At 62.7% G+C, this 14,095-nt stretch carries 10 protein-coding genes; all 10 read left to right on the forward strand.

The features are described from left to right. The first annotated feature begins 36 nt into the window (after nucleotides 1-36). Nucleotides 37-1,623, forward strand: a complete 1,587-nt coding sequence (locus RE4_RS21855; protein WP_060939337.1) for an anthranilate synthase component I — start codon at nucleotides 37-39, stop codon at nucleotides 1,621-1,623. Next, nucleotides 1,620-2,327 carry a TIGR02234 family membrane protein gene (locus tag RE4_RS21860; RefSeq protein ID WP_127159987.1) on the forward strand — a complete coding sequence of 236 codons (708 nt, stop codon included), beginning with the start codon at nucleotides 1,620-1,622 and terminating at the stop codon, nucleotides 2,325-2,327. The genes RE4_RS21855 and RE4_RS21860 overlap by 4 nt, the downstream gene beginning before the upstream one ends. Nucleotides 2,328-2,452: 125 nt before the next feature. Beyond that, nucleotides 2,453-3,262: an indole-3-glycerol phosphate synthase TrpC gene (gene trpC / locus RE4_RS21865; protein ID WP_003944016.1), complete on the forward strand. Its 810-nt coding sequence runs from the start codon at nucleotides 2,453-2,455 to the stop codon at nucleotides 3,260-3,262. A gap of 74 nt (nucleotides 3,263-3,336) precedes the next feature. Next, on the forward strand, nucleotides 3,337-4,686 hold the full coding sequence (trpB, locus tag RE4_RS21870) for a tryptophan synthase subunit beta (RefSeq protein ID WP_019748657.1): 1,350 nt from the start codon (nucleotides 3,337-3,339) through the stop codon (nucleotides 4,684-4,686). Next, nucleotides 4,683-5,486, forward strand: coding sequence for a tryptophan synthase subunit alpha (trpA, locus tag RE4_RS21875; RefSeq protein ID WP_060939338.1), 804 nt, complete (start codon nucleotides 4,683-4,685; stop codon nucleotides 5,484-5,486). Before trpB ends, trpA begins: the two co-directional genes overlap by 4 nt. Next, entirely contained in the window at nucleotides 5,483-6,556 is a 1,074-nt protein-coding gene (gene lgt, locus RE4_RS21880; protein ID WP_019748656.1) for a prolipoprotein diacylglyceryl transferase, read from the forward strand. The genes trpA and lgt overlap by 4 nt, the downstream gene beginning before the upstream one ends. Next, nucleotides 6,553-6,978, forward strand: coding sequence for a TM2 domain-containing protein (locus tag RE4_RS21885; protein ID WP_019748655.1), 426 nt, complete (start codon nucleotides 6,553-6,555; stop codon nucleotides 6,976-6,978). The genes lgt and RE4_RS21885 overlap by 4 nt, the downstream gene beginning before the upstream one ends. Nucleotides 6,979-7,107: 129 nt before the next feature. Next, nucleotides 7,108-7,986 (forward strand): TM2 domain-containing protein, encoded by an 879-nt coding sequence (locus RE4_RS21890; RefSeq protein ID WP_060939339.1) that lies wholly within the window; start codon nucleotides 7,108-7,110, stop codon nucleotides 7,984-7,986. Between the two features lie 131 nt (nucleotides 7,987-8,117). After that, entirely contained in the window at nucleotides 8,118-12,596 is a 4,479-nt protein-coding gene (gene gltB / locus RE4_RS21895; RefSeq protein WP_060939340.1) for a glutamate synthase large subunit, read from the forward strand. Then, complete coding sequence (locus tag RE4_RS21900) at nucleotides 12,589-14,091, forward strand: glutamate synthase subunit beta (protein ID WP_046378638.1); 1,503 nt, start codon at nucleotides 12,589-12,591, stop codon at nucleotides 14,089-14,091. Before gltB ends, RE4_RS21900 begins: the two co-directional genes overlap by 8 nt. Nucleotides 14,092-14,095: the final 4 nt, after the last annotated feature.

Here is a 14,095-nt window from a genome sequence, read left to right on the forward strand (position 1 = left end):
CGACGACCGTGTGGGGGAGCCTGGGATGATGGAGGCATGCACGGCGAGCCCACCTCCATGTCCGCACGGTCGTCCGACACCGCGATCGTCGGTGACGCGTCCGATTCCACCACCACTCGGGAGCAGTTCCGTGCCCTCGCAGCTGAGCACCGGGTCGTTCCGGTCACTCGGAAAGTGTTGGCGGACTCCGAAACTCCGCTCTCGGCGTACGAGAAGTTGGCCAGCAATCGTCCAGGCACCTTCTTGCTCGAGTCGGCCGAGAACGGTCGTTCGTGGTCGCGGTGGTCGTTCATCGGCGTCGGGAGTCCGGCTGCACTGACCGTCGTGGACGGAGAGGCGGCTTGGTACGGCAATGTTCCGGCCGGTGCTCCGGCCGGCGGTGACCCGATCGATGCACTCGGTGCCACCCTCGAACTACTTCGTTCGGAGCGACTTCCCGACCTACCCCCGCTGACCGGCGGAATGGTCGGATTCCTCGGTTACGACGCGGTGCGGCGCCTCGAGAGATTGGGTGACTCCGCGGTCGACGACCTGCAGATACCCGAGATGGTCATGCTGCTTGCTGCCGACATCGCCGCTGTCGATCACCACGAAGGGGCGATCACCCTCATCGCCAATGCGGTCAACTGGGACGGCACCGACGAGCGTGTCGACACGGCGTACGACGACGCGGTCGCCAGGTTGGACGCGATGACTCGCGCTCTCGCGGCGCCGGCGAAATCGACGGTGTCGACATTCTCGAAAGCGACTCCGAACTACCGTCGTCAACGCACCACCGAGAGCTTCGGTGTCGACGTCAAAAAGTTGATCGGCGACATCGAAGCGGGCGAGGCATTCCAGGTAGTTCTCTCGCAGCGATTCGAGATCGATTGCACTGCAGCACCGATCGACGTGTACCGGATGCTGCGCGCGTCGAACCCCAGTCCGTACATGTATCTGCTCAACGTGCCGAACGGTGATGGAGAGACGGCGTTTTCGATTGTCGGTTCGAGCCCTGAAGCACTGGTCACCGTCGCCGAGGGCGTCGCGACAACACACCCGATCGCTGGAACCAGATGGCGCGGTGCCACAGAGGAGGACGACATCCTGCTCGAGAAGGACCTCCTCGCCGACGAGAAGGAGAACTCCGAGCACCTCATGCTCGTCGATCTGGGGCGAAACGATCTGGGTCGTGTCTGTCGCCCGGGCACGGTGAAGGTGCACGACTACCGGCACATCGAGCGGTACAGCCACGTGATGCATCTCGTATCGACTGTCACCGGTCATCTGGCCGAGGGAAAGCACGCTCTCGACGCGGTCACCGCATGCTTCCCCGCTGGAACCCTGTCAGGGGCACCCAAGGTGCGTGCGATGCAGCTGATCGAAGAACTCGAGCCCACCAGGCGGGGTATCTACGGCGGCATCGTCGGCTACCTCGACTTCGCCGGCGACGCCGACACCGCGATCGCGATCCGAACGGCATTGATCAAGGACGGGATCGGATATGTCCAGGCGGGCGCCGGCGTCGTCGCCGACTCGGATCCGGTCTACGAGGACACCGAGGCCCGCAACAAGGCGATGGCAGTGCTGAGCGCCATCGCGTCGGCGCACACCCTGCGCACCATCGGAGGTGACGATCAGTGAGTGAGAACGAGTCGATTGCAGCGGAGCAGCCTACAAGGGCTTCTCGTGGCACCGCTGTGCCGAGAACGCTTTTGCTTGCACTGTCGGCAGCAGCTCTGTGGGGCAGCTCACGAATGACGTGGGTTCATCTGACCTCGAGCGACGGCAAGACGCTGGAGCGGACGACGGACCTCGACGGCAGCACCTGGGCGGCGGCGATGACTCCGCTCGCGCTCGCGCTTCTGGCGGCGATCGCGGCGTCGTTCGCGGTGCGAGGTTGGGCCCTTCGTGTGGTCGGACTGTTGGTGGCACTCGTCGCCGTCGCGGTAGCGGTTCCGGCGGTGCAGTTGTTGGTGTCCGGAGCCTCTTCGGACCGAGCGGTGGAGTTGGCCGAGTTGTCCGGTCACCCGGAAGATCTCTCGACGACTGTTTCGGTACTGCCTGCCTTGCTTGCGTTGCTCGGAGCGGTGGCGGCGCTCGGCGCAGCAGTACTTCTGATGCGCAAACCTCCAGTGCGAGGCGGGTTGTCGTCGAAGTACGACAACCCTGCCGCCCGCCGCGAAGCTGCAGCCAAGCTCGGTCAGGGAGACACACCCGCGTCGGACGAGCCTGTGACACAACGGATGTTGTGGGACGCGCTCGATGCCGGAGAGGACCCGACAGTGGCTGACGGGGACGACGGAGCTGGGGGAGGCAACGGTGCGAAACCGGGGTCGTCGCACTGAGTAAGACTGAACCCTCACCTGCGTGGGTACCCCGGCGGAGTAGCAAAATTTCGTCCCACTAGGCTGAGACCACCCTGATGACGTATCTCACATCGGGCTCTTGCCCAGAAAGGATTCGGGCCACGATGACCGTACTCGACTCGATTCTCGACGGGGTGCGCGCTGATGTCGCCGCCCGCGAAGCCGTACTCGACTTCGCTGCAGTCAAGGCTGCTGCGGCCGCTGCACCGCCTGCACTCGATGCTGCAGCAGCACTTCTGGAATCGAGCATCGGCGTCATCGCCGAGGTCAAGCGAGCGAGCCCCTCAAAGGGTGCGCTGGCCGACATTGCCGATCCCGCAGAGCTTGCCGCGGCTTACCAAGCCGGTGGCGCACGCATCATCAGTGTTCTCACCGAAGAGCGCCGTTTTCACGGCTCGTTGGCCGACCTCGACGCAGTCCGTAAAGCGGTCACCATTCCGGTGCTGCGCAAGGACTTCATCGTGGGGCCGTACCAGATTCACGAAGCTCGCGCTCACGGCGCCGACGTCATCTTGCTGATCGTCGCGGCACTCGAACAGCAGGCGCTCGCCTCGCTGATCGATCGCACCGAATCTCTGGGAATGACTGCCCTCGTCGAGGTGCACACCGAGGAAGAAGCCAACCGCGCGCTCGAAGCCGGCGCCAAGGTGATCGGTGTCAACGCGCGCAATCTCAAAACCCTCGAGGTGGACAAGAACACCTTCGGTCGCATTGCTCCCGGTCTGCCGACCGAGACGATCAAGATCGCCGAATCGGGTGTTCGCGGAACTGCCGATCTGTTGGCGTACGCCGGTGCGGGCGCCGACGCAGTGCTCGTCGGTGAAGGCCTCGTGACCAGCGGCGACCCTCGCAAGGCCGTCGCAGATCTGGTCAATGCCGGTGCACACCCGTCCTGCCCCAAACCGTCTCGATAAAGCGCTTCACCCGCCCGGCGTGCTTTGATGCACCCGGGCGGTGACCAGCGACACCGTTGGGGCAGACTGGTGGGGTGACTTCACGTACTCAGGAACCAGGCTCCGGTGCAGTATTCAAGGGCGGCAATCTGCCGCCGGCCAGCGCGGGACTCACCGAGCGCTCTCACGACCCGGATGCCGGAGGGCATTTCGGCGTCTATGGCGGACGGCATGTGCCGGAAGCCCTCATGGCGGTTATCGAGGAAGTCACTGCGGAGTACGAAAAGGCTCGCGCGGACGACACGTTCTTGAACGAACTCGATCGCTTGCAGCGCGATTACACCGGGCGTCCGTCGCCGATTTTCGAGGCAACACGAATGAGCGAGTTCGCCGGTGGTGCGCGCATCATTCTCAAGCGTGAAGATCTGAACCACACCGGTTCTCACAAGATCAACAACGTTCTCGGTCAGGTTCTGCTGGCGAAGCGTATGGGCAAGACCCGCATCATCGCCGAGACCGGAGCGGGCCAGCACGGTGTGGCATCGGCCACCGCCTGTGCACTGCTCGGTCTCGAGTGCGTCATCTACATGGGTGCTGTCGACACCGAACGTCAAGCACTGAACGTCGCACGCATGCGCCTGCTCGGCGCGGAGGTCGTCTCGGTCGAGACCGGTTCGCGCACGCTCAAGGACGCGATCAACGAAGCCTTGCGCGACTGGGTTTCCCACGCGGACAACACCTATTACTGCTTCGGTACCGCGGCAGGCCCGCACCCGTTCCCCACCATCGTTCGCGACTTCCAGCGAGTGGTCGGCCTCGAAACACGCGTCCAGGTTCAGGCACTGACCGGCCGCCTGCCCGATGCAGTCACAGCCTGCGTCGGAGGCGGCTCCAACGCAATCGGAATCTTCCACCCGTTTATCGACGATCTGTCGGTACGGCTGGTTGGCTACGAAGCAGCCGGCGACGGTGTCGAAACCGGAAGGCATGCAGCAACGTTCGCCGGCGGTACCCCTGGCGCATTCCAGGGTGCCTACTCCTACCTGCTCCAGGACGAAGACGGTCAGACCATCGAATCGCACTCGATCTCTGCTGGTCTGGACTACCCGGGCGTCGGACCCGAGCACGCTTACCTGAGCGATATCGGGCGTGCCACCTACGAACCCGTCACCGACAGCGAAGCGATGGATGCTCTACTGCTGCTCTCGCGCCGCGAAGGCATCATCCCGGCCATCGAATCCGCCCACGCCGTTGCCGGCGCGCTCCGACTGGGCAAGGAACTCGGCGAGGGCGCGATCATCGTCGTCAATCTCTCCGGTCGCGGTGACAAGGACATGGACACCGCCGCAAGCTGGTTCGGTCTCTTCGACGGCGCCTCGAGTCAGGCAACCGCTCCGGCTGATGCAGCAGACCAGAACGACAACACGGAAGGCTCGGACAAGTGAGCGAACGACCATCACGCCTCGCACCCACCTTTGCAGCGTGCAAGGCTGACAAGCGTGCCGCCCTCGTCGGTTACCTGCCTGCCGGTTATCCGACCGTTCCCGAATCGATCGACGTGTTCAAGGCGATGGTCGACGGTGGCTGCGACATCATCGAAGTCGGTGTCGCGTATTCCGATCCGGTCATGGACGGTCCGACCATCCAGCGTGCAGCCGAAACCGCACTCACCAACGGCGTTCGCCTTCGCGACATCTTCACCGTGATCGAGCAGATCAGTTCGGTCGGCGGCAAGGCCGTCGTGATGACCTACTGGAACCCGGTACTGCAGTACGGCGTCGACAAGTTCGCACGAGACCTCGCTTCTGCCGGCGGGCTCGGACTCATCACCCCCAACCTCATTCCGGAAGAAGCAGGCGCCTGGATGGAAGCATCCGAGGAGCACCACCTCGACCGGATCTTCCTTGTCGCCCCGTCCTCGACGGAAGAACGGCTCGCGATGACACTCGACGTGAGTAGTGGATTCATCTACGCGGCCTCGACAATGGGTGTCACCGGCGCTCGCGACGCCGTGTCGTCGATGGCTCCGGAACTGACCGCACGAATCCGCGCGCATTCCGACATTCCCGTCGGCGTCGGATTGGGTGTTCGGTCCGGCGCACAAGCTGCCGAAATCGCGGCATACGCCGATGCCGTCATCGTCGGCTCGGCTCTGGTCTCCGCGGTCGAGAACGGCTTGGGAGCGGTTCGCTCGCTCACCGAAGAACTCGCCGAGGGCGTCCGCTCGGCTACCGTGGCGTCGTGACCTCAACTGTGGACCTACTGGCCTATATCCCCAGCCCGCCCCAAGGCGTCTGGTACGTCGGACCGGTAGCGCTGCGCGCCTACGCGCTCTTCATCATCCTCGGCATCATCGTCGCGATCGTGTGGGGAGATCGTCGTTGGGTCGCCCGCGGCGGCGAGAAGGGGACCGTTCTCGACATCGCGATCTGGGCTGTTCCGTTCGGTCTGATCGGTGGCAGGCTCTATCACGTATTGACCGACTGGCCCGCCTATTTCGGCGAGAACGGTCAGCCTCTCGATGCACTCAAGGTGTGGCAGGGAGGCCTCGGAATCTGGGGAGCTGTGTTCCTCGGCGGCATCGGTGCGTGGATCGGCTGCCGTCGACGCGGCATTCCGGTTTCCGCGCTCGGTGATGCGATTGCGCCCGGAATCCTGCTCGCGCAGGCCATCGGTCGTATCGGCAACTACTTCAACCAGGAGTTGTACGGTCGCGAGACCACCGTCCCATGGGGCCTCGAGATCTTCGAGCGTGTGAACTCCTCCGGCCAGCTCGATCAACTGGCAGGTGTCTCCAACGGAGAAGTCATTCGGGTCGTTCACCCGACGTTCCTCTACGAAGCTGTGTGGAACGTCCTGATCGTGATCCTGCTGGTCCTCGTCGACCGCCGATTCAAGATCGGTCACGGACGCCTGTTTGCTCTGTACGTCGCGGGTTATTGCCTGGGCCGGTTTGTCGTCGAACTGATGCGCGACGATTTCGCATACGAGATCGCCGGCATTCGAGTCAACACATTCACTTCGGGGATCGTGTTCTTCGCCGCACTGGCCTACTTCTTCCTGGCGAAGAAGGGTCGTGAGGATCCGGCTGATTTGAAGTCCAAGGACTACGTCGCTGCTGTAGCTGCCGGTGAAGCAGGAGTCGCGGCGCCAGTTACCGAAACTGATTCGGCGAAGGCCGACGCGAAAGGCGCCGACGCAGAAGATTCTGAATCCGATGCTGCTGAATCCGCTTCCAGTGAGGCAAGCGCCTCCACGGCAGCGTCGGATGAGTCGTCGGACGCGGTGAAGCTGTCGAAGAAAGACAAGCCGTGACAGGTCCCTATTCGCAAGGGGGGTTCCCCGAGGATCAGGGACCGGTCTACGGCGCGCCCAATCCGTACGGATATCAGCAGCCACCGCCCGCTCCATCGATGTACGGGTTCGGAGATCCCTATGCGCCGTACGGTCGGCACCCGGTAACGGGGGAACCGTATTCCGACAAGTCGAAAGCTACAGCTGGACTGTTGCAGATCTTGCTGGGCTTCCTCGGAATCTGTGGAGTCGGTCGTCTTTACATCGGGAGCGTCGGCATCGGACTGTGCCAACTGCTCGGCATGTTCTTCGCGCTGTTCATGTCCGCGTTCCTCATCGGAATTCCATTTGCCATCGGAATTTGGATCTGGGCGTTCGTCGACGGCATCGTGATACTTTCGGGCAATGCGCGGGACGGTGTTCGCCGGCCGTTACGAGGATGAACCGCGAGGATGAACCGCGAAGACAGATGTGTGGGGGACCGGCCTCGCGAAGGTCGAACCCTTCTCGCGGCCGAATAGCAAAAACGATCACGTACCGTCGTCGAATCGAAGGAAAGTACGTTGCCTAACTTGAACAAGAATCCGGAACCGTCCGAGTCGGGGGACTCGTCAGGATCGCAGCCGCCGGTTCCACCCCAGTTCGGGTCGCCGTTCGACTACGACGCGACGGCGGATGCGTCGTTGACGGAAACCTCGGCGCCAACGGAAAAGACTCCGTCGACGGAGACCACCGGCACCGGTCCAGGCTGGGACACGTATTCGGGAGTCGGGAACGGCCCGGGCTGGGGAAACCACCCCATCTACCCGCCGCCGACCGGAACCGAATCGACTACAGCGTTCCCCTCTGCCGATTCTGATTCCACCCCGAATCAGCCCACGGCGCCGTACACGTCGCAGGAAAGTTACGCCGCCCAGAACTATCCGGCGACCGACTATCCGGCGCCGGACTACTCGAGGCCGACCCAAACCCCGACGGACGGTCCCGTCTACGGTGCGCCGGCAGATCAGACTCCGAATCCCTACGCGGCTCCGCCGCAGGGCTACCCCGCCGCTCCGCCGCAGGGAAGCCAGAATTACGGTCAGCAGCAGGGCTACCCCCAGCCTGGATATTCGCAGCCCGGTTACGGTCAGGCGCAGGGATACCCTCAAGGTCAGGGTTATCCTCAGCCTGGCTTCGGCCTTGTCGACCCGTCCGCACCGTACGGACGTGACCCGATGACCGGCGAACCGTATTCGGACAAGTCGAAGACGACCGCCGGATTGCTGGGCATTCTGCTCGGCGGTTTCGGAGCAGGACGTTTTTACCTCAACCAGCCCGGCATGGCTGTCGCACAGATCGCGGTCACTTGGTTGACGTGTGGAATCGGTGGCATCTGGCCGCTCATCGACGGAATCATGATGTTGACCGGCAGTGTGCGCGATCAGTACAACCGACCTTTGCGTAGCTGATCGAAAACGATGTTCGGAACTGTGGCCCCCTGACGCTCGTCGTCAGGGGGTCACACTTTTCTCTCGCGACCTGCGGTTATGTGCTGATAAACTAACGAACGTCGGCTGCATGACCGTGTGGAGGTCGCCGAGTGCCGTTTTCTCGAATACCTGATCCTCGAGGCCTGTACGACCCCGATCAGGAAACCGATTCATGTGGTGTAGCCGTAGTAGCAGACACCTCTGGACGTCACCTGCATTCCATTGTCGACGAGGCGCTCGCGGTCCTGGCCAATCTCACCCACCGTGGCGCGGTCGGGCGCGAGTGCAACAGTGGTGACGGCGCGGGCATCCTTCTTCAGCTGCCGACGGAATTCTTCGACGCGGTGACCGCGTTCGAGCTTCCACCACCCAACGCGATGGGTGAGAACACCTACGCAGCCGGAAACTGCTTTCTCCCGGTGGATCAGGAAGCACGTGGGCGCGCGGTAGTTCGGATACACCGGTACGCAGCGGCAGAAGGACTGCGGATTATCGGGTGGCGGGAGGTCCCAGTCGACCGTGACTGCGTCGGAACCGTTGCCGCGCAGTGCGCTCCGTACATCAGTCAATGTTTTGTGACGTGCGCCGAGCCAAGAGATCGCAGTGTGGGCGGAATTGCCTTGGACCGACGAGTGTTCGCGCTCAGGAGACAAGTCGAGCGAATTCATTCGGCCGATGATGCGGTGTATTTCCCCTCGTTGTCCGCCCGAACCATCGTGTACAAGGGCATGCTCACGCCGACGCAGTTACCCGGTTACTTCACCGACCTATGCGACGCCCGAATGCGAACTGCCTTGGCGGTCGTGCACAGTCGGTACTCCACGAACACTTTTCCGTCGTGGTCACTTGCTCAGCCGTATCGCTGCATCGCTCACAACGGCGAGATCAATACGATTGTGGGAAACAGGAATTGGATGCGCGCTCGCGAGCCGATGTTGCGGAGCGCACTTTTAGGTGGGGACATCGATCGCATGTTTCCGATCTGTACCCCGGGTGGATCCGACTCTTCGTCGTTCGACGAAGTGCTCGAGTTTCTGACGCTCGGGGGCCGCAGTGTGCAGCACGCCATCGCGATGATGATTCCCGGTGCCTGGGAGAACGATTCTTCGATGCCAGACGAGATGAGGGCCTTCTACCAATTTCACGCTTGCCTGATGGAACCATGGGACGGTCCGGCGTCCGTGACGTTCAGCGACGGCACTGTTGTCGGGGCGGTGTTGGATCGCAACGGTCTTCGCCCAGGGCGATGGTGGCGGATGAGGAACGGCCGTATCGTGTTGGCGAGTGAGAGCGGTGTGTTCGACGCTCCGACGTCCGAGGTGTTGGAGAAGGGGCGCCTCGAACCGGGTCGAATGTTCCTCGTCGACACCGCTCGCCGTGGCATCGTTTCCGATGCGGAGATCAAATCCGAACTCGCGAGCACAGCCCCCTACCGGGAATGGGTCGACGGGGGATTGGTCGATCTCGAGGAAATCCCCGAGTCGGCGCCTGCTCGAGGCGATCCGGCTCCGCTGTTGCAAAGGCAGCTGCTCTTCGGATACCAGGCAGAGGACTTGCAGGAAGTTCTCCTTCCAATGGCTCGCTCAGGATCGGAGCCGTTGGGATCGATGGGAGTCGACACACCTCTCGCCGTTCTCTCGGATCGGCCGAAGCTGTTGTACGACTACTTCGTCCAGCTCTTTGCTCAGGTGACGAACCCGCCTTTGGACGCGATTCGCGAGGAAGTCGTCACTACGCTTGGTGTCACCCTCGGCGCTGAGCAGAACTTGTTCGAAGCGTCGGCGCTGTCGTGCCGAAGGATTGTTCTCGATAAACCGGTGATCGGACCGGGGAAGATGGCGAAGGTCGCCGAACTATGCGGCGCAAGAACTCCGAGAAGCGCTGTCCTACGGGGAGGTTTCGATCCGAGAGGCAGTCTCGGCGAAGGCGTCGAGAGGCTTCGTGAGTCCGCCCGAACGGCCGCCGCAGCCGGAATCGAGATTCTGGTGATCTCCGACCGTGGATCGGGCCCTGAGCAGGCTCCCATTCCGTCATTGCTCGCAGTATCTGCCGTGCACCACGATCTGGTTCGTCATGGCCTGCGAACCAAGGTTTCCCTCGTCGTCGAGTCGGGTGACGCGCGCGAAGTTCATCACATCGCGCTGCTGATCGGCTACGGTGCGGCGGCTGTCCACCCCTATCTTGCTCTCGAATCGGTAGAAGCACTCAGCGAGCAAGACGAACTTCCCGGGATAGATTCGAAAATGGCATCGGACAACTATCTGAGAGCGGCAAATTCCGGCGTGCTCAAAGTGATGTCGAAGATGGGAATCGCTACGGTTCACTCCTACACGGGCGCACAGGTATTCGAGGCAGTGGGCTTGGGCCGAGAATTGGTCGACGAATACTTCTGCAACACACGGAGTCGGATCGGCGGGATCGGTATCACCGAAGTCGCGCGAGAAGTTCTGATGCGTCACGCGGCCACGTATCGTACGGTGCAGCATCGTCAGTTGAGCAGCAGTGGAGAGTTCCGGTATCGCCGCGGTGGTGAATTGCATGTGTTCACACCCGAGTCCGTGTTCTTCCTTCAGCATGCGACCCGGACGGGGCGAAGTGAGATGTTTCGTCGCTACAGCGATGAAGTCGATCGACTGAGCGCGCAGGGCGGAACACTTCGGGGATTGTTTCGATTTCGGCGTGAGATTCGTCAGCTGATTCCCCTCGATCAGGTCGAACCCGTCGAGATGATTCTCGCTCGATTCAACACCGGTGCGATGAGCTACGGTTCCCTCTCTGCCGAGGCGCACGAGACGATGGCGGTTGCGATGAATGCTCTCGGCGGACGTTCGAACACCGGTGAGGGCGGAGAGTCACCGGAGCGGTTGCGTGACAACAAGCGTCGAAGCGCAGTCAAGCAGGTCGCGAGTGGTCGCTTCGGGGTGACCAGCGATTACCTGGTCAATGCCACTGACATTCAGATCAAGATGGCCCAGGGCGCCAAGCCCGGTGAAGGAGGGCAGCTTCCGGGGTCCAAGGTGTACCCGTGGATCGCGGAAACCCGGTACTCGACACCTGGAGTCGGGCTCATTTCTCCGCCCCCGCACCACGACATCTATTCGATCGAGGATCTCGCCCAATTGATCTACGACCTCAGATGCGCAAACGATCGTGCGCGGATACACGTGAAGTTGGTCAGCGCAGTCGGAGTCGGGACTGTTGCGGCAGGTGTGGCCAAAGCGCACGCCGACGTGGTGCTGATCTCCGGTCACGACGGCGGGACGGGGGCGGCGGCACTCTCGTCCATCCACCACGCTGGTACGCCCTGGGAGATCGGGCTGGCCGAAACTCAGCAGACCTTGGTGCTCAACGGGTTACGCGATCGGATCGTCGTCCAGTGTGATGGGGGTTTGCGCACGGCGCGGGACGTCGTCGTCGCCGCGTTGCTGGGGGCGCAGGAGTACGGGTTTTCCACGGCGCCACTGATCGCGGCCGGCTGCGTCATGATGCGGGTATGTCACCTCGACACCTGCCCCGTCGGAGTAGCGACGCAGAATCCCGAACTGCGAGAGCGATTCACCGGCCGGCCGGAGTACGTCGAGAACCTCTTCCGCTTCATCGCCGACGACGTACGACGTTTGTTGGCAGAACTGGGGTTTCGAAGTATCGACGACGCTCTGGGCCACGCAGACGTATTGGAAATGTCTCCGGCGGTGGCGCATTGGAAGAGTCGCACGTTGGACCTCTCACCACTCTTCGACGTTCCGGCCGCGCCGACCGGCGCGGCCTACCCGCCGTGTGTACCTGTTTCGAGCGAACTCGAACGCACCCTGATCGAGTGCGCCGCGAACTCACTCGAGGACGCTCGACCCGTGCATATCGAACTGCCAGTACACAATACGGATCGGGCGGTGGGAACGAGGCTGGGCGCAGAGGTGACCAGACGTTACGGCGCCGTCGGGCTACCTCAAGGCACCATCGACGTCGTGCTCAGTGGAACGGCAGGCCAGTCACTCGGTGCGTTCCTGCCGCCCGGCATCTCGCTGGTCGTCGTCGGCGATGCAAACGACTACGTGGGGAAGGGGCTCTCCGGTGGACGAATCGCGCTTCGGCCGAGTGAGGACGCGCCCTTCGTAGCGGAGGATCAGGTGATTGCCGGCAATACGCTGCTGTACGGAGCTACGAGCGGTGCGCTCTATGCGAGGGGGCGTGTCGGGGAACGATTCGCGGTGCGCAACTCGGGCGCGGTCGCTGTGGTGGAAGGCGTCGGAGACCATGCGTGCGAGTACATGACCGGGGGTCGCGTCGTCATCATCGGCCCAACTGGTAGGAACCTTGCTGCGGGAATGTCGGGCGGAATTGCCTTCGTACTCGACGTGAAGGCAGAGAAGGTCAACGGCGACATGGTCGTTCTGGAGCGACCTTCGGCGGAAGATTGCAGTCAGCTGGTCGAAATTCTCGGCGAGCATTTGGCTGCGACCGGCTCGCCGGTGGCGGCAAAACTGCTCGACGACTGGGTTGGCCAGAGTCCGAGATTCACCAAAGTTTTGCCTGTCGACTACCGGAAGGTCGTGGAACAGAACGAACTGGTGGAGCCGGCTCATGCCTGACGCACGCGGGTTCCTCAACGTGAAACGATCCGGCTCACCGACCAGATCGACCGATGTGCGTGTCGGTGACTGGGCGTCGGTATACGAGTCGCTGGATCCCGTCGTGCGAAATCGAGACGTATCTGCACAGGCCTCGCGTTGCATGGACTGCGCTGTGCCGTACTGCCATTCGGCCGACGTGGGGTGTCCGCTCGGCAATCTCATTCCGGAATGGAACGACCTGGTTCGGCGTGGACGGTGGTCCGAAGCCTCGGAGAATTTGCATTCCACCAACAATTTCCCCGAGTTCACCGGACATCTGTGCCCCGCACCGTGCGAAACGGCGTGCGTTCTCGCACTCGACGACGAGCACACGTCGGGGGGTGTCACCATCAAGCGCATCGAACAGGCAATCGTCGACAACGCCTGGGAGTCGGGTTGGTTGGGGCCGCAGGCACCGGTAGTTCACAGCGGAAACCGTGTTGCGGTTGTCGGGTCGGGACCGGCGGGACTGGCCGCGGCTCAACAACTGACACGAGCCGGACACAGTGTCACGGTGTTCGAGCGGAGCGATCGGATCGGGGGACTGCTTCGCTACGGAATTCCGGAATTCAAGTTGCCCAAGGCCCTCATCAACCGGCGGCTGGAACAACTGACCGCCGAGGGGACCAGATTCGTCACCGACTGCGCCGTCGGAGTGAACGTGAGCGCACACGACCTCTCGACGGAATTCGAGGCGGTAGTCCTGGCGGTCGGGGCTGACCGTGCCAGAGACACAGACGTACCGGGTCGTAGTATTCGCGGAATCCATCGTGCGATGACGTACCTGCGTGCGGCCAACCACGAATGCGAGGGTGACGGAGCGTCGAGCATCTCGGCGCGAGGTAAGAACGTCGTGATCATCGGTGGCGGCGACACGGCCGCCGACTGCCTCGGCACGGTGCATCGCCAAGGCGCCCTCTCGGTGACGGAATTGGATTACCACGTCCCACCTCCGGCACGCCGCGATCGAGATCGCGACCCATGGCCGTTGTGGCCGCGGGTCCTACGCAGCTCGCCGGCAGACGAGGAGGGCAGTGACAAACGATTCCGATGGGCGGCGCAGGAATTTCTCGACGACGGTGGGGGTGCGGTCCGCGCAATCCGGATGGTTCCGGTAGCCGTGTCACGAGCGAAGGACGGACAACGGACCCTGGTGGAGACCGGCGACGCGACGGATCTGGTGTGCGAGATGGTCCTGCTCGCTCTGGGTTTCGACGGCGTCGAAACCGCCCCACTGCTCACCGACCTTGATGTCGGCACCGATCCACTCGGCAGAATCGAGTGTGATGTCGGGTGGCAGACCCGGACACCCGGCGTATTCGTCTGCGGCGACGCGCATCGCGGGGCGTCGCTGGTCGTTTGGGCGATTGCCGAGGGACGGTCGGCCGCACGTGCCGTCGACGTGTTTCTCACAGGCGAGTCGGCGCTTCCGGCTCCGGTTCATCCAAAGGCATTTCCGCTGTTCGTGAGCTGACCAA

The organism is Rhodococcus erythropolis NBRC 15567, from assembly GCF_001552595.1.
GTDB lineage: Bacteria > Actinomycetota > Actinomycetes > Mycobacteriales > Mycobacteriaceae > Rhodococcus_F > Rhodococcus_F erythropolis.

What these genes read in the sequence shown, in the direction of transcription:
- RE4_RS21855 (WP_060939337.1), top strand. Translation starts at nt 37, where the DNA reads ATGCACGGCGAGCCCACCTCCATGTCCGCACGGTCGTCCGACACCGCG.
- trpC (WP_003944016.1), top strand. Translation starts at nt 2,453, where the DNA reads ATGACCGTACTCGACTCGATTCTCGACGGGGTGCGCGCTGATGTCGCC.
- RE4_RS21900 (WP_046378638.1), top strand. Translation starts at nt 12,589, where the DNA reads ATGCCTGACGCACGCGGGTTCCTCAACGTGAAACGATCCGGCTCACCG.